This window comes from Afipia sp. DC4300-2b1 (genome assembly GCF_049895725.1).
Classification (GTDB): domain Bacteria; phylum Pseudomonadota; class Alphaproteobacteria; order Rhizobiales; family Xanthobacteraceae; genus Afipia; species Afipia broomeae.
In genome coordinates this window covers 947826-973385 of the sequence record NZ_JAFCSX010000001.1, presented here as the reverse complement: position 1 = coordinate 973385, position 25560 = coordinate 947826, and the positions used below count along the sequence as shown (strand labels likewise).

The window sequence follows — 25560 nt, the reverse complement described above, 5'->3', positions numbered from 1 at the left end:
AATAATGGCTAGTTCAGCGATTGTGCGGTGCGATTCGCCTCTAACGAGGGATCGATTTACCGTCCGGTGGAACCAAATCCGCCGCTGCCCCGATCGGTAGAGGTCAGCGCTGCGACAACCACCAGATTTGCCTGTGTCACCGCGGCGATGACAAGCTGTGCGATGCGTTCACCGCGGCGGATCGTGAATGGCTCGTCGCCATGATTGATCAAAAGCACCGAAACTTCGCCGCGATAGTCTGCATCGACGGTTCCCGGCGAATTGAGGACGGTCACGCCATGCTTGAAGGCGAGGCCGGAGCGGGGGCGCACCTGCGCCTCATGGCCCGGCGGAACCGCGATCATGAGTCCCGTCGGCACCAGAGCGCGCTGTCCCGGCTGCACCGTCAGCGGCGTGTCTTCTGGAACCGCCGCGAGCAGGTCGAGGCCGGCGGCGTGCGCGCTCTGATAGGCCGGCAATGCGAGGCCCTCGGCATGAGGCAGGCGTTGAACCTCGACGGTGAGGGCAGATGTCATTTGGTTGATTGTCCAAGGGTGTCGGCGATTTTCGCCACGAGAGCGTCGGCGACTTCCTCTTTCGTCATCACCGGCCAGGAATCAACAGCAACATTCGCTTTGTCCAAGGTTAGAACGTGGACGGTGTTGCGATCGCCGCCCATCACGCCGGACGCAGGCGACACATCGTTGGCGACGATCCAGTCACAACCCTTGCGCTTCAGCTTCGAGGTCGCGTTCTCGATCAGATTTTGTGTCTCGGCCGCGAAGCCGATCACCAATTGAGGCCGGTTTTGCTTGAGCTTCGAGATGGTCGCCAGGATGTCGGGATTTTCGACCAGTTGCAGCGGCGGCATGCCCGCCGAAGTCTTCTTGATTTTCTGCTCGCCTGCGTTGGCGACACGCCAGTCGGCCACGGCGGCGGCGAAAATCGCGATATCCGCCGGCAGCGCACGCTCCACTTCCGCCAGCATATCGCGCGCGGATTCCACGCGAACGACGCGGACCCCGGCAGGATCGTCGAGATCGACCGGACCTGACACGAGCGTGACCTCCGCGCCGGCTTCCGCAGCGGACGCAGCAATGGCAAAGCCCTGCTTGCCGGAGGACCGGTTGGCGATATAGCGCACCGGATCGATCGGCTCATGGGTCGGGCCGGCGGTGATGAGAATCTTCTTTCCGGCCAGCGGGCCGGTGGCTGGCGGGCGGAGAATGGCATCGGCCGCGACGGCAATTTCCAGAGGCTCGGACATGCGCCCGATACCGGCCTCGTTGGCCTCCGCCATCTCGCCGGAATTCGGGCCGATGAAAGCGACGCCGTCGCGCGCAAGCTGCGCGACATTGCGTTTGGTCGCAGCGTTGGCCCACATCAGCGGGTTCATCGCGGGTGCGACCAAAATCTGCCGGTTGGTCGCCAGCAGGATCGCAGTGGCGAGATCGTCGGCCTGGCCTTGCGCCATCTTGGCCATCAGGTCGGCGGTGGCGGGCGCGACGATAATCAGATCGGTATCGCGGGCGAGGCGAATATGCCCGGCGTCGAACTCGCTCTGGGCGTCGAACAGGTCTGTGTAGCACCGCTCATCCGCCAGCGCCCCGGCGGTGAGCGGGGTCACGAACTGCTGCGCGGCACGTGTCATCACGCAGCGGACGTGGATTCCGCGCTCTTTCAGGCGGCGGATCAGGTCGAGCGCCTTGTAGGCGGCGATGCCGCCGCCGATGATGAGGGTGACCCGGGGACGGCCTTTGACCTCCGGTGCCCGGCTGCGATGGGTATGAGGGGCGCTGCTGCGCGCAGGACTTACGGATGCTGCGATCGGGCTTTCCGCTGCCTCCCGCAGGATCATCCGCACCTCGTCCTCGACCGAGCGGCCGGCCCTGGCCGCGCGCAGCCGGAGGCTGGCTTTGAGGTCGTCATCGAGCTTGCGGACGGTCAAACTGGCCATAGCGCGGTCCCCTCAGGCTAAGGCGACCGTAGCAAATGATAGCATTGCAATCAAATCATGACTGCAATGCCATCATTATTGGCGAATGCTCCAGAGAATGCCGAGGAAAGTCAGGGCGATGACCCAGAGGGCAATCGTCTGCCAGCGGGTGCGTCTGGCTTCGGCCTTACCGATGGCTTCGACCGTTTCGGGAGCCAGCACGAGCCCGTCGCGGGTCACGGCATCGAACTGGTTGAGGACGGCGACCGACCGCGCGGCAATCGCCGGCAGTCCGGCCAGCACCTTGCCGAGGTCGCCGGCGCCGTTCACCGCGCCCTCGATCTTGCCGAGAGGTCCGAGATTGCGTGCGATCCATTCGCGGACCACCGGGTCGGCGGTGGTCCAGATGTCGAGTTTGGGATCGAATCCGCGCGCCACGCCCTCGACCACGACCATGGTTTTCTGAAGCATGATCAGTTCGGGGCGGGTGCGCATGTCGAACAGGCCAGTGACCTCGAGCAGCAGCGACAGCAGCTTCGCCATCGAGATTTCGTCGGCGGCGCGATTGTGGATCGGCTCGCCGATGGCGCGGATGGCCTGCGCGAAATTCTCCACCGAATGATGCGCCGGCACATAGCCCGCCTCGAAGTGAACCTCGGCGACGCGCCGATAGTCGCGCGTGATGAAGCCCAAAAGAATTTCTGCGAGAAAGCGCCGCTCCTTCAGGCCGAGCCGCCCCATGATGCCGAAATCGACCGCAACCAGCCGTCCGGTGTCGTCGACGAACAGATTGCCGGGATGCATGTCGGCGTGGAAGAAGCCATCGCGCAGCGCATGCCGCAGGAAATTCTGGATGACCTTGCGGCCGAGATCCGGCAGATCGATCTGCGCGGCCTCGAGCCTGGCGCGATCGTTAAGCGCGATGCCGCCGATCCATTCCATCGTCAGCACATGATGGCTGGTGCGATCCCAGTCCACCGACGGCACGCGGAAGTCATGATCGTCGCGGGTGTTTTCCGCCATCTCGGAGAGCGCGGCCGCTTCAAGCCGCAAATCCATTTCCATCGCCACGGATCGCGACAGCGTATCGATGATCTCGATCGGGCGCAGTCGCCGGGCCTCGACGGAAATCGCCTCGATCTTGCGCGCTGCGAACATGAAGTCGCTGAGGTCGTGACGAAACCGGCCGCCGACGTTGGGCCGCAGCACCTTCACCGCGACCGTCTTGCGGACGCCGTCCTTCTCCACCTCGGCGCGATGCACCTGTGCGATGGACGCGGCGGCGACCGATTCGCCGAAGCTCGCAAACACTTGCGCCAGAGGCTTCTCGAAGGCATCGGCAACCACCGCTTCTGCCTGCGCCTGCGGAAACGGCGGGAGACGATCCTGCAGATTCTCAAGATCGCGCGCCATGGTCACACCGACCACGTCGGGACGGGTGGCGAGAAACTGGCCGAGCTTGACGTAAGTCGGGCCAAGCCGCGTCAGGGCGCGGGACAGCCGCCCGCTGGTGGCAGCGCCGCGCCGCTCGATCAGCCGCGCCATGCGCACCGCGAACTGCGCTTGCGGCGGCATCGAAGACGGATCGGCGAAGCCGAACACGCCTTCGCGCGCGAACACGTAGCCCGCACGCACCAGCCTCAGGGTATGAGTGATGGCAGAAATCACAAACGCCAGCCTGAATGGAGCGCGACAATGCCGCCGGACATGATGTCGTATTTGACGCGGGAGAAACCTGCGGCGCGGATCATGTCGGCGAAGGCGTTAGGTTTCGGAAACTGGCGGATCGATTCGACCAGATAGCGATAGGACTCGGCGTCCCCGGTGACCGCACGGCCGAGTTGCGGGATCACGTTGAACGAAAACAGATCGTAGATCCGGTCGAGGCCCGGCACATCGACGGATGAAAACTCAAGACACAGAAAACGCGAGCCGGGTTTCAGCACGCGATAGGCTTCGCTCAGCGCCAGGGGAATGCGCGGCACGTTACGGATGCCAAACGCGATGGTGTAGGCGTCGAAACTCTTGTCCGGGAAGGCGAGGGCTTCCGCATTGCCTTCGACAAACGAGACCTGATGATCGAGATGCTGCGCCTCGGCGCGCTCGCGCCCCACAGCCAGCATTTCGGTATTGATGTCGCAGACGGTGGCCTGAAATCCGTGACCCGCAGCTTTGGCCGCGCGGAAGGAAATATCACCGGTGCCGCCGGCGACATCGAGCAGTGCAAACGGCGCATCGGAGCGTGGCGGATTGAGTGCGGTAATCATCGCCTCTTTCCAGAGCCGGTGCATGCCGCCGGACATCAGGTCGTTCATCAGGTCGTAGCGCTTGGCCACGCTGTGAAACACCTCGTTCACCAACGTCTGTTTCTCGCCAAGCTCCACATCCCGGAAGCCGAAATGCGTCGTTCCGTCAGGCCGTTCCATACTCTTCCAATCCAGGCGGCTTTTTGCGGCGGGACCATAGCGTGTCGCGTCGCAGCGCGCTACATACCATGCGCATGCACGCGCGGACCGAAAGCCGCGGAATCAGGGTTAACACACAGGCCGCCCAGGAAGTGCCGATGCCGATCGAATTCAGCCGAGTTATTCCTATCCTGCGGATGTTCGATATCGCCAAGGCGCGCGAATTCTATTTCGACTATCTCGGCTTCAAGACCGATTTCGAGCACCGTTTCGAGCCGACGTTGCCGTTATTCATGGGGATCTCGCGCGGGGGGATCCAGCTTTATCTGAGTGAGCACCATGGCGATGGTTCGCCCGGCGCGCACATCACCATCGATACCGTGGGCGTTGCCGAATATCACGCCGAACTGGCCGCCAAAGGCTACAACTACATGCGCCCGGGCCTCGAGAAGCAGCCTTGGGGCGCCACCACCATGACCGTATACGATCCGTTCTCCAATCACATCACCTTCAGCGAAGCCGATAAGGCCTCGGCGTGAGCATGTCCGATGCCTGAATTACCCGAGGTCGAAACCGTTCGCCGCGGCTTGCAGCCGGTGATGGAGGGGCAGCGGATCGCGCGTGTCGAGACGCGCCGCGATGGCCTGCGCTTTCCGTTCCAGAAGGATTTTGCCGCGCGCCTCGAAGGCAAGGTGGTCAGCGGCCTCGGCCGGCGTGCGAAATACCTGATGGCCGACATGGACAGCGGCGACGTGCTGCTGATGCATCTCGGCATGTCGGGGTCGTTTCGTGTGATGCTTCCGGAAGGCGAGAGCACGCCGGGCGATTTTCATTATCCGCGCAGCGAGAACCGTACTCACGATCATGTGGTGTTTCACATGGCGTCGGGTGCCGTGATCTCGTTCAACGATCCGCGCCGTTTCGGCTACATGAAAATCGTGCCGCGCGCCGACATGGAAGCCGAGCCGCTGCTGCGCGGTCTGGGGCCGGAGCCTCTCGGCAACGAATTCGACGCTGCGATGCTGGCACACTCCTGCGCGGGCAAGAAAACGTCGCTGAAAGCTGCGCTGCTGGATCAGCGTGTGGTCGCCGGACTTGGCAACATCTATGTCTGCGAGGCGCTGTTTCGTTCGCACCTGTCGCCGAAGCGGCAGGCTTCTACCTTGGCGGATCGCAGGGGCGGCCCCACCGATCACGCCAAGCGTCTGGTCGGCTCAATCCACACGGTGCTGAACGCGGCCATCAAGGCGGGCGGATCGTCGCTCCGCGATCATCGCCAGACCGACGGCGAACTCGGCTATTTCCAGCATTCATTTCTGGTCTATGACCGTGAAGGCCAGCCCTGCAAGACGCCGAAATGCAGCGGCACGGTGAAGCGCTTCACGCAGAACGGACGCTCGACGTTCTGGTGTCCAACCTGTCAGAAGTGATGCCGCCGCGACCCTGAATTGAGTTCGGAATCGCCGCGCGGACGAAATGTCAAAACGGTGACGAACTTCGGCGCATAAGGCGAGACCGTGACGCAGCCGCGCATGGCCCGGTTTGAGCCGAGAGACCCAGTGATGCATTGCAATCGCAGGGTCGGTAACCGGATTACTTCCGCACACACACCAGCCGCAGCACCGAGGCCTTGGCGTCGGATGCGCCTGATGCAATGGCGACGCCTTTCGCCTTCAGAAACTCGCGCACGGCCTCCGCCGAAACAAGCAGCGCCTGCGACGGCAGCGGCGTGCCCGTTGGTCCCGCAACGACCGCGGGCTTGAGCCGCGTCAGGCCCGCGAATTTGCCGTCGCTGTCGATGGCTGCGGCGCCGGAGAAGCCGACGGCGGGCTCGGGCGACAGCGTGATGTCGGTGCCGATGGGCGCGGCGACGGCGGCGACGCTGGTCACGGCATTGTGCCCGCCCTGGTTCTGCGGATCGGAAATGCCGGTGATGCTGACATTGGATTTCGTCGTGCCATTCCCGGCCATCGCCAGCGGCTTTAGTCCGCTTGCGCCGTAGATCCGCAGCAACGCCAGTTCGCGCGTCTCGTCGTCGGCGATGCGTGTCGCGTTGCCATAACCCGGCACGGCAATCGTCATGCAGCCGTCGGTGGCCTGGCGGTCCGCGACGATGGCGCCGTCGGCGCTGGCGATGATGCCGGTGGAATATTCGACCTTCTTGCGTGGCGGCGGACTGATCTGCGCGATGCCGTTGCCGGGGAACGGATTGTACGCGCTCGACATCGCCACCGTGACCGGGATCATCGTGCCTTCGGTGGCCTGATCGTAGAGGATGGTGAGAACGCGGACTTCATCGCCCCGCGTCTGGCCGCGGATGTAGAATTTCTTCAGGCCTTGTGTGCCCGAGAGCACGAAGAAATCCGGTTTAACCACGCTGTAGTCGGCCTTGCGTGCGTTCAGCTTTTTCTCGCTGGCGGCGACAGTCGCGGTGGTCGCGCCGGCTTCCCTGCGGCGTGCGTATTCGATCTGGATGGTGCCGGTGGCGGATGACCATTTGGTGCCGTTGACGTCGCTGACGATGAGGGGCACCAGCTTTGACGGCAGGCCGATGCGTGCGCCGCTGGTCGCGTCGCTGACGATCTTCCAGCCGACATTGTCCTGCAATTTCCTTGCGGCCGCTGTGAGTGCGCTGCGCTCCTGCGCGTTCAGCACGCCGGTTTCCTTGGCGCCATGGTCCTTCTGGAAGGCCTTGATGGCGGCCACCATCCGGTCGCTCGCTTCGCCATTGATGGCGCCGTTGTAGAGGCTGACCCAGGCCAGATCCGACTGGATGGCGAGACGCTCGGCCTGCTCCATCGCCTTGGCAGTATCGACCGGGGTCTGTACCGCCGGGCGGACCGGCACGGTCGTCACCGGCTTGGGCTTGATCTGCGCCGGCGCCTGTTTGGCAGCGGGTTGCGGCTTGGCCGGCGTCTGTGCGGCGGCGGAGCCGGGCAGGGCCGCCAGTATCGCGGCAATGACGAGCGGCAATTTCATGATTGGTCTCGTAGCTGGTAATAAGCCCACTTGAGCATAGAGCATGATCCCGAAAAGTGGACACCGGTTTTCGGACAAGATCATGCTCCAGTACAATGATCTTTGTCCGCGACAGCGCCGCCGCGGTTCGATCTGTTCGGCAAATTATCTGGGAAGCAGCGGCTGACGTGGATACCGGGATGCTGACATCTGAAGAACTGGAGCGCTACGCGCGCCATATCGTGTTGCGCGAGGTCGGCGGCCCCGGCCAGGCCGCGCTGAAAGCGGCCAGGGTGCTGGTGATCGGCGCTGGCGGTCTCGGAGCTCCGGCGCTGATGTATCTGGCTGCGGCGGGCATCGGGACCCTCGGGGTGGTCGATGACGACACGGTGTCGCTGTCCAACCTGCAGCGGCAGATTATTCATGCGACGCCTGATGTCGGCCGTCCGAAAGTGGACAGCGCAGGCGACAGAATCCTCGCGCTCAATCCGCATGTCACGCTGCGCACTCATGCGGTGCGGCTGAACGCGGCCAACGCGCTGGACCTGATCGGAAACTACGACGTGATTGTCGATGGCTCGGATAATTTCGCCACGCGCTATCTGGTGTCGGACGCATGTTTTCTTGCGAAGAAAACGCTGATCGCCGGCGCACTCGGAGTGTTCGATGCCTCACTGACCACGATTCGCGCGCATGTAACGGACTCAAGCGGAAACATGAATCCGACCTATCGCTGCCTGTTTCCGGAAGCGCCGCCGCCGGGCACCACGCCGACCTGCGAGGAAGCCGGTGTGCTGGGCGCACTGGCCGGCGTGCTCGGTTCGATGATGGCGCTGGAGACAATCCGCGAAATCGTCGGTTTCGGTGAAAGCCTTGTCGGGCGGCTGGTGATGATCGATGCCCGCGCGATGCGGTTCGAGACGTTGCGCTACGCGCGCGATCCGTCAAATCCGCTGAACGGCGACAAGCCGACGATCACGGATTTGAGCGGGCATAAGTAGATCTAGGGAATGTTGCGTCATCCTGAGGTGCGAGCCTTCTTCGGCGAGCATCGAAGGATGCGCTCCCGTCGTTGCCGTCGCCCTTCGAGGCGCGGCCATTGCGGACGTGGCTTACGCAAATCTGGCGGCGTGGCCGCGCACCTCAGGGTGACGGCACTCAGACCTTCGTATCCTTAACTCACACCCGGCAGCACGCGGTCCGGCGGCTTGTGGCCGTCGAGGAAGGTGCGGATGTTGATCATCACCTTCTCGCCCATCTCGACGCGGCCCTCGATGGTGGCCGATCCCATATGCGGCAGCAGCACGACCTTGCCTGCCTTGGCCAGCCGCACCAGTTTCGGATTCACCGCCGGCTCGTTCTCGAACACATCGAGCGCGGCGCCCGCGATCTCGCCGTCCTCGATCAGCTTGGTCAGCGTCGCTTCGTCGATCACCTCGCCGCGCGCGGTGTTGATGACATAGGCATCCTTGCGGATCAGCTTGAGCCGCCGCGCCGACAGGAGGTGGAACGTTGCCGGGGTGTGCGGGCAGTTCACCGAAATGAAGTCCATGCGCGCCAGCATCTGGTCGAGGCTGTCCCAATAGGTTGCGCCCAACTCTTCCTCGATCTGCGGCGCGACGGGACGGCGGTTGTGGTAGTGAATCTGCAGTCCGAAGGCGTGGGCGCGGCGCGCCAGCGCCTGACCGATACGGCCCATGCCGATGATGCCGAGGCGTTTGCCGCCGATCCGATGCCCGAGCATCCAGGTCGGCGACCAGCCCGGCCAGTCCTTGCCTTCGGTCAGGATTGATGCGCCCTCGATGAGGCGGCGCGGCACGGCGAGAAGCAGCGCCATGGTCATGTCGGCGGTGTCTTCGGTCAGAACTTTCGGCGTGTTGGTGACCATGATGCCGCGCGCCATCGCCGCAGCCACGTCGATGTTGTCGACGCCGTTGCCGAAGTTCGCAATCAGCTTGAGGCGGATGTCCGGCTGGCTGAGAAGCTCGGCGGTGATCTCGTCGGACACCGTCGGCACCAGGATATCGGCGGTGCGGATCGCTTCGGCGAGCTGGTCCGGTGTCATCGGGGTATCGTCGAGGTTGAGCCGGGTGTCGAAAAGCTCGCGCATGCGCGTTTCGGTGCTGTCAGGCAGCTTTCGCGTGACCACCACCAGAGGCTTTTTTTTACCCGCAACCATTCTTCCAGAGGCCCTTCGATATTGAGCGGAGTCACCGTTTCCGGACAGTTTGGTCCGGCCGTTCAGTTCACATTAACCGGCCTGTTCGAAGGTAGAAATCCGTTGTCGGTCCGGTGAGCTTTTCGCTGCTTTTCAGACGCTTGGCCGTGGTCCCTCTCTAGCAGAAGGCCGCGCCAAGACAAGAACCCCAAGGGGCGTGGCTGGTCTCCAAAGCCCTCTCGAGGTTCCTGAGAGCGCGGTCAGCGGCGATCAGGAAATGCCGCGGGCATCACGGACGGCGGGAAGCGGCGCTGGGGGCCGCACGAAGGAACGTTGTTATGGGTTTTGTTCGGAATTTTGCGTCACTTGCGGGAATTTGTGCGCTCTGGGCCGCGTCATGTGCGCCCGGCTTTGCTGCCAAGGACAAGGATGCCGTGGCGACGGCCAGCGGCCTGCCGGTGCCGCGCTATGTCAGCCTGAAGTCGGATCACGTCAATGTCCGCGCCGGGCCGACCAAGGATCAGGATGTGACCTGGATCTACACCCGCTCCGGTCTGCCGGTGGAAATCACCGCCGAGTTCGAGAACTGGCGGCGTGTGCGCGATTCGGAAGGCGCGGAAGGCTGGGTCTATCATTCGCTGCTGTCGGGCAAGCGCACCGCGGTCGTCACCATGAAGAAGAAGGACGATCTCGCACCGATCTATGACAGCGCCGATGCAAACAGCGCCGTCGCGGCCAGGCTGCAGGCCGGCGTGGTCGTGACCGTCAAGCGGTGCAACAACGGCTGGTGCCGCGTCACCGGCAGCGGTTACGACGGCTGGATCGAGCAGCAGCGGCTGTGGGGCGTCTATGCCGACGAGAAGGTCAACTGACCTTCAAAAGCAAATCGCCGGGAAGGGCCCGGCGATTGCATTCTCAACACAATAACGATCGGCTCAGCGCTTCTTGCGCAGGCGCACGACCATGTCGATGCGGCTGATCTCATAGCCTTCCGGCACGTCGGGCATCTTCTGCAACACGAGATTCGGGTCGGGAATATCGACCAGCTCGTGGTTGCCTTCCATGTAGAAGTGATGATGCGCGCTGGTGTTGGTGTCGAAATAGGTCTTGGTGCCGTCGACGCTGACCTGACGCAGCAGGCCGGCCTCGGTGAGCTGGTTGAGCGTGTTGTAAACGGTGGCGAGCGACACCGGCACCTTGGCGTGGGTCGCTTCCTCGTAGAGCATTTCGGCGGTCAGGTGACGTCCGCCCTTGCCGAACAGCAGCCAGCCCAGCGCCATGCGCTGACGAGTCGGACGCAGGCCGACCGATTGCAACATTTCGTTGACGTCATGCCACGGACATCCCGTGAGTGCCGGCGCATGCCCATGATGCCCGTGCGGCACGCCGTGCTTGTTCTCGGTGGTTACGTCATCCATCAGATCACTCGTACGCATCGGGGCAGCCAGTAACCGCCCGCTGAGAAGGCTTGTTGCAAGGACTATAGGAAAGGATGCAGTTACATGCAAGTTTTTCGCAACTGGCAGCCGGCAATTCCGGGTAAAAATGGCCTTGAATCGGGCGGTTACGCCCACTTTGACCCCCGGTGTGCCTATGTTAGAGGTCCGGCAAGCCTGCCGCAGGACCGGCATGCCAAAACAAGGGATCCAGATGAAAGACCGCCAGAACAGCTACTCCTACGAAGAACTCCTGGCCTGTGGCCGGGGCGAGCTGTTCGGAGCCGGCAATGCCCAGCTTCCCTTGCCACCGATGCTGATGTTCGACCGGATTACCGAGATCACTGAAGACGGCGGCGAGTATGGCAAGGGTCTGATCCGTGCCGAACTCGATGTGAAGCCGGACCTGTGGTTTTTCGGCTGCCATTTCAAAGGTGACCCGGTGATGCCCGGATGCCTTGGACTCGATGCGCTGTGGCAAATGGTCGGTTTTTTTCTCGGTTGGTCCGGCGGGCTGGGCCGCGGCCGTGCGCTGGGATTGAGCGAACTCAAGTTCGCCGGTCAGGTTCTGCCGCACGTCACCAAGGTCGTGTACACTATCGACGTCAAGCGCGTGATGCGCTCAAAGCTCTGGCTCGGCATTGCCGATGGCACCCTTTCGGCCGATGGCGAACTTTTCTATCGCGCGAAGGATTTGAAAGTGGGCTTGCTCCCGCGAGATGCCGCATTGCAGCCGGGAACGTGATGCAGGATTGATAAACTCCCGAAGATGGGTTTCTAAGTTGCCGGCCCCGTGGGCGGGCGCGGGCAGTCGAAGGCGCAGAGGTCAAAGCGCAGCAACTAAAGGCGAGGTATCATGAGGCGGGTTGTGGTCACGGGGATGGGCATTGTCTCTTCCATCGGAAACAACACTCAGGAAGTGCTTGCGAGTCTGTATGAAGCCAAGCCGGGCATCACTCATTCGGAAGATTATGCCAAGCTTGGTTTCCGGTCGCAGGTTTTCGGCAGGCCGTCTCTGAACCCTGCGGATGTGGTCGATCGTCGTGCAATGCGTTTTCTCGGCGAGGGCGCTGCGTGGAATCACGTTGCGATGGAGCAGGCGATCCGCGATGCGGGCCTCGAAGAGTCCGATATCGTCAATCCGCGCACCGGCATCATCATGGGGTCGGGCGGCCCTTCCGCGCGCGCCATCGTCGACGCTGCCGACATCACCCGCACCAAGGGACCGAAACGCGTCGGCCCGTTTGCCGTCCCCAAGGCCATGTCATCGACCGCGTCCGCGACACTGGCGACCTGGTTCAAGATCAAGGGCGTCAACTATTCGATCTCGTCGGCCTGCGCCACGTCCAACCATTGCATCGGCAATGCCTACGAGACCATTCAGGTCGGCAAGCAGGATATCATCTTCGCGGGCGGCTGCGAGGATCTCGACTGGACCATGTCCGTGCTGTTCGACGCGATGGGTGCGATGTCGTCGAAATACAACGACGCGCCGGCGACCGCGTCGCGTGCCTACGACATCAGCCGCGATGGCTTCGTCATCGCCGGCGGTGCGGGCGTTGTCGTTCTCGAGGAGCTTGAACACGCCAAGGCGCGCGGGGCACGTATTTACGGCGAGGTCGTCGGCTACGGTGCGACGTCCGACGGTTACGACATGGTTGCGCCATCAGGCGAGGGCGCCGAACGCTGCATGAAAATGGCGATGTCGACCGTGAACGTCCCGATCGACTACATCAACCCGCACGCGACATCGACGCCTGCGGGCGATCCGCCCGAGATGAATGCCATCCGCAACGTGTTCGGCGCTGGCGACAAGTGTCCCCCGATCGCGGCGACCAAATCGCTGACCGGTCATTCGCTCGGCGCAACCGGCGTGCAGGAAGCGATCTACTCGCTGCTGATGATGAACAATGGCTTCATCTGCGAAAGCGCGAATATCACCGAACTCGATCCGGTGTTTGCCGACATGCCGATCGTGCGCAAGCGTATCGACGGCGCCAAGATCGGCGCAGTGCTGTCGAATTCATTTGGTTTTGGCGGCACCAATGCAACATTGGTGTTCAAGCGTCTGGATGCGTGATTTCGTTTCTGCCTTTCTGCGCTTCAAGGAAAGGCCGGCAGAACAATTGCAACGATTTGGAATGGGGTGGGCATGATTATCGAACCGCGCGTGCGAGGCTTCATCTGCACGACGGCACATCCCGAAGGTTGCGCCAGAAACGTTCACGAGCAAATCGAATACGTTCTCAAGCAGGGCACGCTGGCTCAGAGTCCCAAGCGTGTCGCCGTGCTGGGCTGCTCGACGGGATACGGTCTTGCGAGCCGCATTGTCGCGACCTTCGCCGGCGGCGCGGACACCATCGGCGTATCGCTGGAGCGGGAGCCTACGGCGACCCGGACGGGCAGCGCGGGGTGGTACAACAATCGCGCGTTTGAGATCGAAGCCAGGAAAATCGGCCGGGCCCCTGTCACGCTGGAGGGCGATGCCTTCTCCAACGAATTGAAGGACGCCTTCATCGAGCGTGTGCGCGAAAAATTCGGACAGCTCGATCTCTTGGTCTACAGCATGGCCGCCCCGGTGCGGACGGATCCCGACACGGGTGTCACGTATCGTTCGGCGATCAAGCCGCTCGGCGCCCCTGTCGAGATCAAGACCCTCAACACGGAAAGCGGCGAAGTCTACGAGACCGTCATTGCGCCCGCGACAGAGGATGAAGCGACGGCGACGGTCGCGGTAATGGGCGGCGACGACTGGAAGCGCTGGATCGACCGGCTCGCGGATGCAGGCGTTCTGGCGCCAGGCTTCCGCACGCTCAATTACACCTATATCGGCAGCGAACTGACCTGGCCGATTTACTGGAAGGGCACGCTCGGCCGCGCCAAGGTCGATCTCGACCGCAAGGCGGACGAGATCCGCAGCCGGCTCGGCCGCGACTCGGCGCGCGTTGTCGCGCTGAAGGCCGTGGTCACGCAGGCGAGTTCGGCGATTCCCGTGGTGCCGCTGTATGGCACGGTCCTGTTCAAGGTCATGAAGCAGCTTGGGCTTCATGAAGGATGTATCGAACAGATCGATCGTCTGTTCCGGACCCGCCTCGGTCCCGATGCCGACGTGGACGATGCGCTGCGTCTTCGGCTCGACGATTGGGAACTCTCGGACGGCGTTCAGAAAGAAGTGCTGCGCCGCTGGCCTTTGCTGACCACCGAAACGCTCGGCGAACTGGCGGACCTGCCGGAATACAAGAGTCAGTTCCTGCGCCTGTTCGGGTTCGGCCTCGACGGCGTCGACTATGCGAAGGACGTCGATCCGCGCGTCGTCCCGGGCTAGCGTTCCGAATCCGAAACCTACCCTGCGGCAATTTTCTCCGCGCGCTGAAACGCGGGCCGCGCCGCGCATGCATCGATGTAACGATCGAATGACGGACGCGGCGGCACCATCTTGAACAGCCTGACCGCGAAATTCAGTCCCGAGCCGATCATGATGTCGGCGGCGGAGAATGTCTCGCCCAGCAGATACGGGCCCTTTTCAAGCGCGGCGTCGAGGACATCGAACACCTGTGTCGCGCTGCCCCAGGCCGCGGTTGAGGTCGGCACTTCGATCTTGGTGAAGATCTGGATGATCGCCGGCTCGATGCAGCCGGGTGAGAAGAACAGCCATTGCAGATACTTCCCACGGCGCGGATCGCCGATGGGCGGCGCCAGTTTCGCTTCAGGGTAGCAATCGGCGACGTAGGCGCAGATCGCGGAAGCCTCCGCGATGGAGACATCGCCATCCTTCAACGCGGGCACCTTGCCCATCGGATTGACGGCGAGAAATTCGGGTGTCTTCTGCGCGCCGGTGGAAATATCCGTCAGCACCCGCTCGTAAGGCTGGCCGGTCTCTTCCATCAGCCAGAGGCCGGAGAACGAGCGCGATCGCGGCGACCAATAGAGTTTCATCATTTCGAGCCTCCCTGATTTTTTCTACGTTGTAGCCAATTCATAGCAGGATTGTCTCCCGGCGAAGACGCAATGAAAAAGCCCCCGCGATGCGATCGCGGGGGCTTCGTTCGTTCTGTCGTCAGGCGCGGCTTACTCCGCAGCCTGCAGCGTCTTGGGCTGGTCCGCGAGATCGAAGCGATCGGCGTTCATCACCTTGGTCCATGCCTTGACGAAGTCCTTGATGAACTTCTCCTTCGCATCCGCGCTGGCGTAGACCTCGGCCAGCGCGCGCAGCACCGAGTTCGAACCGAACACGAGATCGACGCGTGTGCCGGTCCACTTGACCTCGCCGCTCTTGCGGTCGCGTCCTTCGAACAGGCTCTGATCGTCCGAGATCGACTTCCACTGCGTGCGCATATCGAGCAGGTTGACAAAGAAGTCGTTGGTCAGCGTGCCTGGCCTGTCGGTGAGGACGCCGTGCTTGACGCCGCCCGTGTTGATGTTGATGGCGCGCAGGCCACCGATCAGCACGGTCATTTCCGGCGCGGTCAGTGTCAGCAACTGCGCCTTGTCGATCAGGGCGACTTCACCAAGTGCAGCTCCCGCCTTGTGATAATTGCGGAAGCCGTCAGCAAGCGGCTCCATGACGGAGAACGCGTGGATATCCGTCTGCTCCTGCGAAGCGTCGGTGCGCCCCGGCGTGAACGGCACCGTGACGTTGTGACCGGCGGCCTTTGCTGCCTGTTCGACACCGGCATTGCCGGCGAGGACGATCAGGTCGGCGAGAGAGACCTGCTTGCCGCCGAAGTTCGCGCCGTTGAACTCCTTATGGATTGCTTCAAGAGCCGCGATCACCTTGGCGAGTTGCGCCGGGTCGTTGACTTCCCAGTCTTTCTGCGGCGCAAGGCGAACGCGCGCACCGTTGGCGCCGCCGCGCTTGTCGCCACCGCGGAAGGTCGAGGCTGAAGCCCAGGCTGCAGCGACCAGTTCGGATGCGGACAGACCCGTGGCCAGAATCTTGGCCTTGAGTGCAGTTGCATCGGCATCGGTGATCAGCGGATGATTCACGGCAGGCACCGGGTCCTGCCAGATCAGCACTTCCTTCGGCACTTCCGGTCCGAGGTAGCGCGAGAGCGGGCCGAGGTCGCGGTGGGTCAGCTTGAACCATGCGCGTGCAAAGGCTTCCGCGAAGGCCTGCGGGTTTTCGAGGAAGCGGCGCGAGATCTTTTCGTAGATCGGATCGACGCGCAGCGACAGGTCGGTGGTCAGCATGGTCGGCTTGCGCTTCTTCGACGGATCGTGCGCATCCGGGATGACGGCTTCGGCGTCCTTGGCTTCCCACTGGATCGCACCGCCGGGGCTGCGGGTCTGCACCCACTCATACTTGAACAGGTTTTCGAAGAAGAAGTTGCTCCACTGGGCCGGCGTCTGGGTCCAGGTGACTTCGATGCCGCTGCCGACGGCATCCGCGCCGTAGCCGCTGCCGAAGTTGCTGGTCCAGCCGAGACCCTGCTCTTCGAGGCCCGCGGCTTCGGGGTTCGGTCCCTTGTGCGACTCGGGGGCTGCGCCGTGCGTCTTGCCGAACGTGTGGCCGCCGGCGATCAGCGCAACGGTTTCCTCGTCGTTCATGGCCATGCGGGCAAAGGTCTCGCGGATGAACGCAGCGGCCGAAAGCGGATCGCCATTGGCGCCGGGGCCTTCCGGGTTCACATAGATCAGACCCATCTCGGTCGCGCCGAGCGGCGCCGGAAACTTATCGAGAGTCCGGTGCTTGAGCCATTCGGTCTCCGCGCCCCAGTTCACGTCGAGATCCGGCTCCCAGACATCCTCGCGGCCGGCAGCAAAGCCGAAGGTGCGGAAACCCATGGTCTCCAGCGCCACGTTGCCGGTGAGGATCAAGAGGTCCGCCCATGAAATCTTCTGGCCGTACTTCTGCTTGATCGGCCACAGCAGGCGGCGCGACTTGTCGATGTTGACGTTATCGGGCCACGAGTTGAGCGGAGCGAAGCGCTGCTGGCCACGGCCACCGCCGCCACGGCCATCGGCCAGCCGGTAGGTGCCGGCTGCGTGCCACGACATGCGGACGAACTGCGGGCCATAGTGGCCGAAGTCGGCGGGCCACCAGCTCTGCGAGTCGGTCATGAGCTTGCGCAGGTCGTTCTTCAGCGCTTCGTAGTCGAGCTTGCTGAACTCTTCGCGATAGCTGAACGTCTTTTCCAGCGGATCGGACTTTGACGAATGCTGGTTCAGCAAGTCGACGCGCAACTGGTTGGGCCACCAGGCACTGCTCTGGGTGCCACCGCCTGCGCCATGGTTGACCGGGCACTTGCCCAAGCCCTTTTCGTCGGTCTTTGCGTCCATGTTCTTCTCCGATCGTCTGTGATTTTTGGTTCGCCGGTTTGATCCGATGTGCCGCCCAGGACCGGATTGCTCTCAGGCCTCTGAAATGCGCTCGCTGTTGCTGGGGCGTTTCGCTGTGGGCGACGGTACAATCGTGAACCGTTCCGGCCGAACTTTGGAAGAATTCCAGCATCAGGTCCAGTCGCTTTTTCTTTGCGGTCAGATAAGTAATTCTGATCAAGCGGCCTCGCCGGAACCTACTGTTTTCAGATGATAGGGTCATGAATTGAAAAAGGGGCGGCTGAAAAGCCGCCCCTTTGTTTGAAATTGACGTGCTTTGAGAAGTTACACCCCGAGAGTGCCGGCCTTCGCTGCGGCGTAACGCTCTGAAATCTTTTTCCAGTTCACCGTGTTCCACCATGCCTTGAGATAGTCGGCGCGGCGGTTCTGGTAATTGAGATAGTAGGCGTGCTCCCAGACGTCGTTGCCCATCAGGACGCGCTTGCCGTCCATCATCGGATTATCCTGGTTGGGACGGGTCTCGATGGCGAGCTTGCCGTCTTTGGTGACCGTCACAAACACCCAGCCGGAGCCGAACTGGCGTCCGCCGGCGGCATTGAATTCGGTCTGGAATTTCTCCATGCCGCCGAGATCCCTGTCGATCGCTGCCAGCACTTCGCCTTCAGGCTTGCCGCCGTCAGGCCCCATGATCTGCCAGAACATGGTGTGATTGGCGTGGCCGCCGAGGTTGTTGCGCACGGCAAATTTGATGCTGTCATCAAGCGCATTGATGTTGCCGAGGATATTTTCGACCGCGGTTGTGCCGAGCTGTGGATTGGTTTTCGCCAGGTTGTTCAGGTTGGTGATGAAAGCCTGATGGTGTCTGCCATGGTGAATTTCCATGGTCTTGGCGTCGATGTGGGGTTCGAGGGCATTCGGAGCGTAGGTAAGGGGCGGCAGGACAAACGGGCCAGCGGCGGGTGCGGCCGCAGGGGCTGCGGGAGCCGGTGCAGCCTGCGCAAACACGATGCGCGGTGCAGCGACAGAGGCCGTGAGCCCGGCGGCGGCGGTCATAAGATGGCGTCGGGATATCGATGACATGGTGGTCTCCCTGATGTGGCAGCGTGGTGCGATCCGGTGCGAATGCAGCCGAGCCATCACAGGGCTACGCTGCGGACACAAAACGAGTTTCGCATGAGGCAAACAAAAAGGGGCGGCAAAATGCCGCCCCTTCGGGTCGTCACACGGGTTTGTGAGACAATTACTCGGCGGCGGAAACGCCCTCGGCCTTCTGCTTGGCCTCGAGGTCCTCGCCGGTTTCCTGATCGACCACCTTCATCGAGAGGCGAACCTTGCCGCGATCGTCGAGCCCGAGCAGCTTGACCTTGACCTTGTCGCCTTCCTTGACGACGTCGGAGGTCTTCTGCACGCGGTTGGCGGCGAGCTGGCTGATGTGAACCAGACCGTCCTTCGGTCCGAAGAAGTTCACGAACGCGCCGAACTCCATCACCTTGACCACGGTGCCGTCGTAGATCTGGCCGACTTCCGGATCGGACGCGATCGACTTGATCCACTTGATCGCCGCACGGATCGATTCGCCGTTGGCGGACGCCACCTTCACGGTGCCGTCGTCCTCGATGTTGACCTTGGCGCCGGTCTTCTCGACGATCTCGCGGATCACCTTGCCGCCGGTGCCGATCACTTCACGGATCTTGTCGGTCGGGATCTGGAGCACTTCGATGCGCGGCGCATGCTCACCGAGCTCGGCGCGGGCATTGGTCAATGCCTTCGCCATTTCGCCGAGGATGTGGATACGGCCGTCCTTCGCCTGGGCGAGGGCCTGCTTCATGATCGCTTCGGTGATGCCGGCGATCTTGATGTCCATCTGCAGCGACGTGATGCCGTTTTCGGTGCCTGCGACCTTGAAGTCCATGTCGCCGAGATGATCCTCGTCGCCGAGAATGTCGGACAGCACGGCAAAACGGTCGCCCTCGAGAATGAGGCCCATGGCGATACCCGCGGTGGGCCGCTTCAGGGGAACGCCCGCGTCCATCAGCGCCAGCGAAGCGCCGCAGACCGACGCCATCGATGAAGAACCGTTCGACTCGGTGATCTCCGAGACCACGCGCAGCGTGTACGGGAATTCGTGATGCGCCGGCAGGACCGGATGGATCGCGCGCCATGCGAGCTTGCCGTGGCCGATTTCGCGACGCTTGGTGCCGCCGAGACGGCCGGTTTCACCAACCGAGTAGGGAGGGAAGTTGTAATGGAGCAGGAAGCGCTCCTTGTACGTTCCCGACAGCGAGTCGATGTACTGTTCGTCTTCGCCGGTGCCGAGCGTGGTGACAACCATTGCCTGGGTCTCACCGCGGGTGAACAGCGCCGAACCGTGGGCACGTGGCAGCACGCCGACTTCGGCGACGATCGGACGAACCGTCTTCACGTCACGGCCGTCGATGCGCTTGCCGGTGTCGAGGATGTTGTTGCGAACGACGTCCGCTTCCAGCTCCTTGAACACGCCGGCGACGCGCAGCTTGTCGTACTTCGGCTCCTGGCCTTCCGGGAAGAAGTGGTCCATGACCTTCTTCTTCACTTCGCCGACGGCCGCGTAACGATCCTGCTTGACCGGGATGGCATAGGCCTTGCGCAGTTCGGCCTCGCCGACGCTGCGCATTTCCTTGTCGATGGCGCTGTTGTCCACGGAAGAAACCTCGCGCGGCTCCTTCGCGGCCTTCTCGGCCAGTTCGATGATCGCCTTGATCACCGGCTGGAAATGCCGATGACCGAACATCACGGCGCCGAGCATGATCTCTTCGTTCAGTTCCTTGGCTTCCGATTCCACCATCAGAACGGCGTCGGCAGTGCCGGCGACGACGAGATCGAGATTGGTGTCGGCCATCTCGTCGAGGGTCGGATTGAGAACGTATTCGTCGTTGATGAAGCCGACGCGGGCTGCGCCGATCGGGCCCTGGAACGGTGCGCCGGAGAGGGTCAGCGCCGCGGAGGAAGCCACCAGCGCAAGAATATCCGGATCGTTTTCCATGTCGTGCGACAGAACCGTCACGATGACCTGGGTTTCGTTGCGCCAGCCGTCAACGAACAGCGGACGGATCGGGCGGTCGATCAGGCGGGAAACCAGCGTTTCCTTTTCGGTGGGCCGGCCTTCGCGCTTGAAGTAGCCGCCGGGAATGCGGCCGGCTGCGTAGGTCTTTTCCTGATAATCCACGGTGAGCGGCAGGAAGTCGACGCCTTCACGCGGCGTCTTGGCGGCGACGACGGTGGCAAGCACGATGGTCTCGCCATAGGTGGCGACAACGGCGCCGTCGGCCTGACGCGCGATCTTGCCGGTTTCGAGTTTGAGTGGACGTCCACCCCAGTCGATCTCGACTGAATGAGCATTAAACATTGTCTTCGTCTTTCATGGGTTCACGAAAGAACGGACGCCTGAAACACAAAAACCATGCGCAAGATTGCGGGACGCTGACCGCGCGTGAATGCGGCGTCAGCGTCCGGCGATCCTGCCATGGTCTTCAGGTTTGGAATGGCGTCCATCCTTTCGATGGTACGGGCATGTTACCCGTTATCGCCCAGCCGCCGGATTGCTGCTGGACACGCCGCGTGGACATTTCAGAGGACCACGCGTTGGAAATGCATGACGTATTCACACGCCATGCAAAAACGCGCGCAAACCTGCGCGCGTGTATTTCTTAGCGGCGAATGTTGTGCTTTTCGAGCAGCGCCTTGTAACGAGCCTCGTCCTTCTTCTTGACGTAGTCGAGAAGGGAGCGGCGCGTGGAGACGAGTTTCAAAAGGCCGCGGCGCGAATGATTGTCCTTCACGTGGCTCTTGAAGTGCTCGGTGAGGTTGGCGATGCGTTCCGACAGGATCGCGACCTGAACCTCAGGCGAACCGGTGTCACCGGTCTTGGTTGCATTCTTCTTGATGACTTCCGCTTTGCGTTCTGCGGCAATCGACATCGTCAAACACCTTCTTTGCGGCCGGGATGAGCTGTCAGCCCGGTCAGGTTGAACACACGCTTGGGGATGAGTTCGCCATTGCCGATCTCGGCGAGGGCCAGAAGCCTTCCTCCGACGGTGGCATAGACTGTGCCGTTTGAAATTGGCGCATCCCGTCCGCGCAACAAAACCGCTTGGCCCCGGTGGAGCCTTGCGGCATCCGCCCGTGTGACGGCCAGTGCCGGGATGTCGTCCAGCGCGGTCTCAACGGGCAAAAGCGCGTCGGCGAGGCTGCCCTCGCCAGACGCGGCTCTATCGCACAAAGCCTCCAGATCTGCCAGCGGAATCATGTCCGCTTCGGTAAAAGGCCCGCAAATCGTGCGCCGGAGCGCGCAAATATGACCAAAACAGCCCAAAAGACGGCCCATATCGCGGGCCAGTGCCCGGACGTAGGTGCCCTTGCCGCATTCGGCCTCGAATACCGAGCGGTCGCCATCTAGTTGTTCCACAAGGGTTAATTCGTGAATCTCGACCGGCCGGGGCTGCAGCGGGACCACCTCGCCGTCGCGGGCCATGTCATAGGCCCGTTCGCCCTGAATCTTGATCGCCGAATACTGCGGCGGGATCTGTTCGATGGTTCCGGTGAACTGCGGCAGCAACGCCCGGATCGCTTCCACGGAAGGCCGGACAGGGCTGGTCTGGGTGGCGCGGCCCTCAGTGTCGTCGGTGTCGCGCTCCTCGCCCCACTGCACCGTGAAGCGGTAGCGCTTGCGGCCATCCATCACGAACGGAACGGTCTTGGTGGCTTCGCCGAGTGCAATCGGCAATCCGCCGGAGGCGAGCGGATCGAGGGTGCCGGCATGTCCCGCGCGCTTGGCATTGAACAGGCGCTTGAGCACGGCGACAGCATGCGTCGACGTCATGCCGATCGGCTTGTCGAGAATCACCCAGCCGTGGACGTCGCGGCGGTCGCGCTTCTGCTGGTTGCCCTTTTTCTGCTCCCTCCCCCCTTGTGGGGGAGGGTTGGGGAGGGGGGGAGATTGACGCATTGCTGTTCGTTGCTCACCCCCCTCCCGACGCTGCGCGTCGACCTCCCCCACAAGGGGGGAGGTAACCGACACATGTGCTTCGCGATGCTGAGAGGCATCATTGCGTGCCTGCTCAAATTTATTTTCGGAAGGCGCGTTCGAATCGGCTGTTTGCTGTTCGATCACGCGGTCTGGGGTCGTCACATTCATCAGTCTTGGTCCGAATCTGTCTTGAGGTCTTTTTGAACCGCGGGTGTTCTCAGTAATTTCTCGATCCGTTCTGCTTCGTCGAATCGTTCGTCAACGCGAAAGCGAAGATCAGGAGCGAATTTTAAGTTAACGCGATGCGCGACTTCGCCGCGGAGAAACTTCTTGTTGCGATCGAGCGCTGCGATCACGTCCTCGATGCCGCGGCCGCCGAGCGGCATTACATAGATGGTCGCGAGCTTGAGGTCCGGCGACATCCGCACCTCGGGCACGGTGATGATGTGACCTTCGAGCGCCGGATCGTGCACGCCGCCCTGAGCGAGAATGTCCGCAAGCGCGTGGCGGATGATTTCGCCGACGCGCAATTGTCGCTGCGAGGCGCCGGTCGTGCCGCCGCGAGGGTCGCTGTCCTTTTTGCGAGGTGCCATTGTCGTCCTTGTTCAAATCAAAAATCGCCATGGCCGGGCAGAACTGGTCTGCATCCCGGCCATTGCGGTTGTAGCGTTGCTGAATCTTTCAAGACGCGGTGCCCGGCACCTTCGGCGCGAAGACATGCTTCGCGCTTTGGGCCGGGCAGAACGTCAGACTTCGCAATATCCCTTCAACGCGCCCGTAAGACTTGGACTTACAGGGAGCGCTGAATGGTCTCCACGCGATAACACTCGATAACGTCGCCGACGCGCATGTCCTGGTAGTTCTCGAATGCCATGCCGCATTCCTGACCGGACTGCACTTCCTTCACTTCGTCCTTGAAGCGCTTCAGTGTCGACAGCTTGCCTTCGTGCACGACGACGTTGTCGCGGATCAGGCGCACATTGGCGCCGCGTTCCACGCTGCCGTCGGTGACGCGGCAGCCTGCGATCTTGCCGACCTTCGAAATGTTGAACACTTCGAGGATCTGCGCGTTGCCGAGCATGGTTTCGCGCAGCGTCGGCGCGAGCAGGCCGGACATCGCCTTTTTCACGTCATCCACGAGATCGTAGATGATGTTGTAGTAGCGGATTTCGATGCCGTCGCGCTTGGCCAGCGCCGCCGCTTCCTTGTTGGCGCGGACGCTGAAGCCGATGATGGCGGCATTGAAGCCTTCCGCCAGGGTCACGTCGGACTCCGAAATGCCGCCGACGCCCGCATGCAGGATGCGTGCGGCGACTTCATCCGTGCCGAGCTTCTCGAGCGAGCCCAGAATGGCTTCCAGCGAGCCCTGCACGTCGGCCTTGATGACCAGCGGGAAGTCCTTGCGGCCCGTGGTCTTGAGCTGCGACATCATCTGCTCGAGCGAACCGCGCATGCCGGCGTTGCTGGCTGCGGATTTCTCGCGCTTCTGGTGAGCACGGTAGTCGGTGACCTGACGGGCGCGGGCTTCGTTCTCGACGACAGCGAGGCGGTCGCCGGCTTCCGGCGGACCGTTGAAGCCGAGCACTTCGACCGGAACCGACGGACCAGCTTCCTGAATGGTCTGGCCCTGGTCGTTGATCAGCGCGCGGACGCGGCCCATTTCCGCGCCGGCCACGATGATGTCGCCGACCCGCAGCGTGCCGCGCTGAACCAGCACGGTCGCAACCGGACCGCGGCCACGATCGAGCTTGGCTTCGATCACGGTGCCTTCAGCCGGACGATCCGGGTTGGTCTTCAGGTCGAGCAGTTCGGCCTGCAGCGCGATCATTTCTAGCAGCTTGTCGAGATTGGTCTTGTTCTTGGCCGACACTTCGACGTCGACGACTTCGCCGCCGAAGGACTCGACCTGAACCTCGTACTGCAGCAGCTCGGTGCGCACGCGCTCCGGCTTCGCATCCGGCTTGTCGATCTTGTTGATCGCAACGATCATCGGAACCTTCGCCGCCTTGGCGTGGTTGATCGCTTCAATCGTCTGCGGCATCACGCCGTCATCCGCCGCAACGACGAGAATGACAATGTCCGTGACCTTGGCGCCGCGGGCGCGCATCGCGGTGAACGCTGCGTGGCCTGGCGTGTCGATGAAGGTGATCTTCTTGCCGCTTTCGGGCGAAGTGACCTGATACGCGCCGATATGCTGGGTGATGCCGCCGGCTTCGCCGCTGACCACGTTGGCGTGGCGCAGCGCGTCGAGCAGCGAGGTCTTGCCGTGGTCGACGTGGCCCATGACGGTCACGACCGGCGGACGCGGTGTGGTGTCCGAGGCATGATCTTCTGCGACGTCGAAAAGGCCTTCTTCCACGTCCGACGCGGCGACGCGCTTGACGGTGTGGCCCATTTCCTCGGCGATCAGTTGCGCGGTGTCGGCGTCGATCACGTCGGTGATCTTGTGCATCGCGCCCTGCTTCATCAGCAGGCGGATGATATCGACGGCGCGCTCGGCCATGCGGTTGGCGAGTTCCTGAATCGTGATGGCTTCGGGAATCGTGACTTCGCGGATCAGCTTTTCCTTCGGCTCGTTGGACGCGTGGCCCTTGAGGCGCTGGGTGCGGCGGCGGAACGAGGCGATCGAACGCTCGCGCACATCGTCGGCGTTCAGTGCGGTCGAAAGGGTGAGACGTCCGCGCTGTTTCGCAGGTCCGGGTTTGGCAGCCGGCTTCGGCGCAATGACGGGACGGGCCGGACCGCCGCCTGGACGGCGCACCATGCGCGGAGCTTCATCGTCGTCGGAGCCATCGGCGGCAACAGCGGCGGGACGGGCCGGAGGCGTTGCGGCCGTCGTGCGCGCGGTGGTGGCGGGCGCCGCGGCCTTGGCGGCAGCTTCGTTGCGCTTGTTGGCCTCGCGTTCGGCGCGCGCCTTGGCTTCTTCTTCGGCGCGATGGCGTTCTTCCTCAGCCTTCTTGCGGGCTTCGGCGGCTTCGCGCTCCTGCTGTTCCTTGAATTCCTTGGTGTTACGGCGTGCAGCTTCGGCTTCCGCCGCGCGGCGCTCTTCTTCTTCGCGCAAGCGTGCATCGGCGAGCGCGCTGGCGCGGGCGCTCTGCTCGTCTTCGGTCAGGGTCTGCAGCACGACGCCCGACTTGCGCGCGGGTGGACGCGCAGGCTCAGGCGCACGCGGCGTTACCTTCGGAGGCGCTGCGACAGGCGCCGGCGCGGCGGGTGCCGCTTCGGGCGCAGGCGCGGGATCGCCGGCCATACGGCGCTTGGTTTTCTTTTCGACCACCACCTGTTTGGTGCGGCCGTGACTGAAACTCTGGCGCACGACGCCGGTCTCTGTGCGCGGTTTCAGCGACAGAGTTTTCGCACCGACGCTCAGCGGCTTATCGCCAGGATTTTTCGTATCAGCCATT

22 protein-coding genes are annotated in these 25560 nt (G+C 62.7%); 7 read left to right on the top strand and 15 right to left on the bottom strand.

Annotation, left to right across the window (positions count from 1 at the left end; genetic code table 11):
* Window positions 1-56: 56 nt before the first annotated feature.
* The 4 genes from dut to ubiE all read right to left on the bottom strand — a co-directional run bounded on the left by dut (window position 57) and on the right by ubiE (window position 4341).
* Window positions 57-515 (bottom strand): dUTP diphosphatase, encoded by a 459-nt coding sequence (gene dut, locus ACP7AL_RS04795; RefSeq protein WP_425989426.1) that lies wholly within the window; start codon window positions 513-515, stop codon window positions 57-59.
* On the bottom strand, window positions 512-1936 hold the full coding sequence (coaBC, locus tag ACP7AL_RS04790; RefSeq protein ID WP_425989424.1) for a bifunctional phosphopantothenoylcysteine decarboxylase/phosphopantothenate--cysteine ligase CoaBC: 1425 nt from the start codon (window positions 1934-1936) through the stop codon (window positions 512-514). The genes dut and coaBC overlap by 4 nt, the downstream gene beginning before the upstream one ends.
* Before the next feature lie 75 nt (window positions 1937-2011).
* Complete coding sequence (gene ubiB / locus ACP7AL_RS04785; RefSeq protein WP_425989421.1) at window positions 2012-3583, bottom strand: 2-polyprenylphenol 6-hydroxylase; 1572 nt, start codon at window positions 3581-3583, stop codon at window positions 2012-2014.
* On the bottom strand, window positions 3580-4341 hold the full coding sequence (ubiE, locus tag ACP7AL_RS04780) for a bifunctional demethylmenaquinone methyltransferase/2-methoxy-6-polyprenyl-1,4-benzoquinol methylase UbiE (RefSeq protein WP_425989418.1): 762 nt from the start codon (window positions 4339-4341) through the stop codon (window positions 3580-3582). The genes ubiB and ubiE overlap by 4 nt, the downstream gene beginning before the upstream one ends.
* 137 nt (window positions 4342-4478) lie before the next feature.
* Here ubiE and ACP7AL_RS04775 point away from each other — a divergent pair, with 137 nt between their 5' ends.
* Window positions 4479-4859 (top strand): glyoxalase superfamily protein, encoded by a 381-nt coding sequence (locus tag ACP7AL_RS04775; protein ID WP_425989415.1) that lies wholly within the window; start codon window positions 4479-4481, stop codon window positions 4857-4859.
* Window positions 4860-4868: 9 nt separating this feature from the next.
* Window positions 4869-5750 carry a bifunctional DNA-formamidopyrimidine glycosylase/DNA-(apurinic or apyrimidinic site) lyase gene (gene mutM, locus ACP7AL_RS04770; RefSeq protein ID WP_425989412.1) on the top strand — a complete coding sequence of 294 codons (882 nt, stop codon included), beginning with the start codon at window positions 4869-4871 and terminating at the stop codon, window positions 5748-5750.
* Between the two features lie 163 nt (window positions 5751-5913).
* On the opposite strand, the gene ACP7AL_RS04765 is transcribed toward mutM, so the two are convergent.
* Window positions 5914-7299, bottom strand: a complete 1386-nt coding sequence (locus tag ACP7AL_RS04765) for a peptidoglycan-binding protein (protein WP_425989410.1) — start codon at window positions 7297-7299, stop codon at window positions 5914-5916.
* A 179-nt stretch (window positions 7300-7478) separates the two neighbouring features.
* On the opposite strand from ACP7AL_RS04765, the gene ACP7AL_RS04760 reads away from it, so the two are divergent.
* Window positions 7479-8279: a HesA/MoeB/ThiF family protein gene (locus ACP7AL_RS04760; protein WP_425989407.1), complete on the top strand. Its 801-nt coding sequence runs from the start codon at window positions 7479-7481 to the stop codon at window positions 8277-8279.
* 173 nt (window positions 8280-8452) lie between these two features.
* On the opposite strand, the gene ACP7AL_RS04755 is transcribed toward ACP7AL_RS04760, so the two are convergent.
* Entirely contained in the window at window positions 8453-9457 is a 1005-nt protein-coding gene (locus ACP7AL_RS04755) for a 2-hydroxyacid dehydrogenase (RefSeq protein WP_425989404.1), read from the bottom strand.
* A 317-nt stretch (window positions 9458-9774) separates the two neighbouring features.
* Between ACP7AL_RS04755 and ACP7AL_RS04750 the strand changes: the two genes are divergently transcribed.
* Window positions 9775-10308: an SH3 domain-containing protein gene (locus ACP7AL_RS04750; protein WP_006023518.1), complete on the top strand. Its 534-nt coding sequence runs from the start codon at window positions 9775-9777 to the stop codon at window positions 10306-10308.
* Window positions 10309-10371: 63 nt separating this feature from the next.
* Here ACP7AL_RS04750 and irrA read toward each other — a convergent pair whose 3' ends face one another.
* Window positions 10372-10854, bottom strand: coding sequence for an iron response transcriptional regulator IrrA (gene irrA, locus ACP7AL_RS04745; protein WP_425989401.1), 483 nt, complete (start codon window positions 10852-10854; stop codon window positions 10372-10374).
* Between the two features lie 232 nt (window positions 10855-11086).
* On the opposite strand from irrA, the gene fabA reads away from it, so the two are divergent.
* From fabA to fabV, 3 genes are all read left to right on the top strand, one after another.
* A complete protein-coding gene (gene fabA, locus ACP7AL_RS04740) occupies window positions 11087-11617 on the top strand; it encodes a 3-hydroxyacyl-[acyl-carrier-protein] dehydratase FabA (protein WP_024921187.1) in 531 nt (176 codons plus the stop codon).
* Window positions 11618-11728: 111 nt separating this feature from the next.
* Window positions 11729-12952 carry a beta-ketoacyl-ACP synthase I gene (fabB, locus tag ACP7AL_RS04735; RefSeq protein WP_006023521.1) on the top strand — a complete coding sequence of 408 codons (1224 nt, stop codon included), beginning with the start codon at window positions 11729-11731 and terminating at the stop codon, window positions 12950-12952.
* Between the two features lie 72 nt (window positions 12953-13024).
* On the top strand, window positions 13025-14197 hold the full coding sequence (gene fabV, locus ACP7AL_RS04730; protein WP_425989398.1) for an enoyl-ACP reductase FabV: 1173 nt from the start codon (window positions 13025-13027) through the stop codon (window positions 14195-14197).
* A gap of 17 nt (window positions 14198-14214) precedes the next feature.
* Here the strand turns inward: fabV and ACP7AL_RS04725 are convergent, their stop codons facing one another.
* The 8 genes from ACP7AL_RS04725 to infB form a co-directional block, all read right to left on the bottom strand.
* Window positions 14215-14811: a glutathione S-transferase family protein gene (locus ACP7AL_RS04725; protein WP_425989395.1), complete on the bottom strand. Its 597-nt coding sequence runs from the start codon at window positions 14809-14811 to the stop codon at window positions 14215-14217.
* Window positions 14812-14940: 129 nt separating this feature from the next.
* Window positions 14941-17151: a catalase/peroxidase HPI gene (gene katG / locus ACP7AL_RS04720; RefSeq protein WP_425989392.1), complete on the bottom strand. Its 2211-nt coding sequence runs from the start codon at window positions 17149-17151 to the stop codon at window positions 14941-14943.
* 324 nt (window positions 17152-17475) lie between these two features.
* On the bottom strand, window positions 17476-18231 hold the full coding sequence (locus ACP7AL_RS04715) for a superoxide dismutase (RefSeq protein WP_024921191.1): 756 nt from the start codon (window positions 18229-18231) through the stop codon (window positions 17476-17478).
* Between the two features lie 160 nt (window positions 18232-18391).
* Window positions 18392-20536 (bottom strand): polyribonucleotide nucleotidyltransferase, encoded by a 2145-nt coding sequence (pnp, locus tag ACP7AL_RS04710; RefSeq protein WP_024921192.1) that lies wholly within the window; start codon window positions 20534-20536, stop codon window positions 18392-18394.
* Between the two features lie 301 nt (window positions 20537-20837).
* Window positions 20838-21107 (bottom strand): 30S ribosomal protein S15, encoded by a 270-nt coding sequence (rpsO, locus tag ACP7AL_RS04705; protein ID WP_006023527.1) that lies wholly within the window; start codon window positions 21105-21107, stop codon window positions 20838-20840.
* Between the two features lie 2 nt (window positions 21108-21109).
* Complete coding sequence (gene truB / locus ACP7AL_RS04700) at window positions 21110-22324, bottom strand: tRNA pseudouridine(55) synthase TruB (protein ID WP_425989387.1); 1215 nt, start codon at window positions 22322-22324, stop codon at window positions 21110-21112.
* Entirely contained in the window at window positions 22324-22749 is a 426-nt protein-coding gene (gene rbfA, locus ACP7AL_RS04695) for a 30S ribosome-binding factor RbfA (protein ID WP_006023529.1), read from the bottom strand. The genes truB and rbfA overlap by 1 nt, the downstream gene beginning before the upstream one ends.
* Window positions 22750-22946: 197 nt before the next feature.
* A complete protein-coding gene (gene infB / locus ACP7AL_RS04690; RefSeq protein ID WP_425989384.1) occupies window positions 22947-25559 on the bottom strand; it encodes a translation initiation factor IF-2 in 2613 nt (870 codons plus the stop codon).
* Between the last annotated feature and the right edge of the window lies 1 nt (window position 25560).

Excerpts from the sequence above, each read along its gene's own strand:
- ACP7AL_RS04760 (WP_425989407.1), top strand. The coding sequence starts at position 7,479 with ATGCTGACATCTGAAGAACTGGAGCGCTACGCGCGCCATATCGTGTTG.
- rbfA (WP_006023529.1), bottom strand. The coding sequence starts at position 22,749 with ATGGCACCTCGCAAAAAGGACAGCGACCCTCGCGGCGGCACGACCGGC.
- dut (WP_425989426.1), bottom strand. The coding sequence starts at position 515 with ATGACATCTGCCCTCACCGTCGAGGTTCAACGCCTGCCTCATGCCGAG.
- ubiE (WP_425989418.1), bottom strand. The coding sequence starts at position 4,341 with ATGGAACGGCCTGACGGAACGACGCATTTCGGCTTCCGGGATGTGGAG.
- ACP7AL_RS04765 (WP_425989410.1), bottom strand. The coding sequence starts at position 7,299 with ATGAAATTGCCGCTCGTCATTGCCGCGATACTGGCGGCCCTGCCCGGC.
- pnp (WP_024921192.1), bottom strand. The coding sequence starts at position 20,536 with ATGTTTAATGCTCATTCAGTCGAGATCGACTGGGGTGGACGTCCACTC.
- ACP7AL_RS04715 (WP_024921191.1), bottom strand. The coding sequence starts at position 18,231 with ATGTCATCGATATCCCGACGCCATCTTATGACCGCCGCCGCCGGGCTC.
- truB (WP_425989387.1), bottom strand. The coding sequence starts at position 22,324 with ATGAATGTGACGACCCCAGACCGCGTGATCGAACAGCAAACAGCCGAT.
- coaBC (WP_425989424.1), bottom strand. The coding sequence starts at position 1,936 with ATGGCCAGTTTGACCGTCCGCAAGCTCGATGACGACCTCAAAGCCAGC.
- rpsO (WP_006023527.1), bottom strand. The coding sequence starts at position 21,107 with ATGTCGATTGCCGCAGAACGCAAAGCGGAAGTCATCAAGAAGAATGCA.
- fabB (WP_006023521.1), top strand. The coding sequence starts at position 11,729 with ATGAGGCGGGTTGTGGTCACGGGGATGGGCATTGTCTCTTCCATCGGA.
- infB (WP_425989384.1), bottom strand. The coding sequence starts at position 25,559 with ATGGCTGATACGAAAAATCCTGGCGATAAGCCGCTGAGCGTCGGTGCG.
- mutM (WP_425989412.1), top strand. The coding sequence starts at position 4,869 with ATGCCTGAATTACCCGAGGTCGAAACCGTTCGCCGCGGCTTGCAGCCG.
- fabV (WP_425989398.1), top strand. The coding sequence starts at position 13,025 with ATGATTATCGAACCGCGCGTGCGAGGCTTCATCTGCACGACGGCACAT.
- ACP7AL_RS04750 (WP_006023518.1), top strand. The coding sequence starts at position 9,775 with ATGGGTTTTGTTCGGAATTTTGCGTCACTTGCGGGAATTTGTGCGCTC.
- ACP7AL_RS04775 (WP_425989415.1), top strand. The coding sequence starts at position 4,479 with ATGCCGATCGAATTCAGCCGAGTTATTCCTATCCTGCGGATGTTCGAT.
- ACP7AL_RS04725 (WP_425989395.1), bottom strand. The coding sequence starts at position 14,811 with ATGATGAAACTCTATTGGTCGCCGCGATCGCGCTCGTTCTCCGGCCTC.
- ACP7AL_RS04755 (WP_425989404.1), bottom strand. The coding sequence starts at position 9,457 with ATGGTTGCGGGTAAAAAAAAGCCTCTGGTGGTGGTCACGCGAAAGCTG.
- katG (WP_425989392.1), bottom strand. The coding sequence starts at position 17,151 with ATGGACGCAAAGACCGACGAAAAGGGCTTGGGCAAGTGCCCGGTCAAC.
- fabA (WP_024921187.1), top strand. The coding sequence starts at position 11,087 with ATGAAAGACCGCCAGAACAGCTACTCCTACGAAGAACTCCTGGCCTGT.
- irrA (WP_425989401.1), bottom strand. The coding sequence starts at position 10,854 with ATGGATGACGTAACCACCGAGAACAAGCACGGCGTGCCGCACGGGCAT.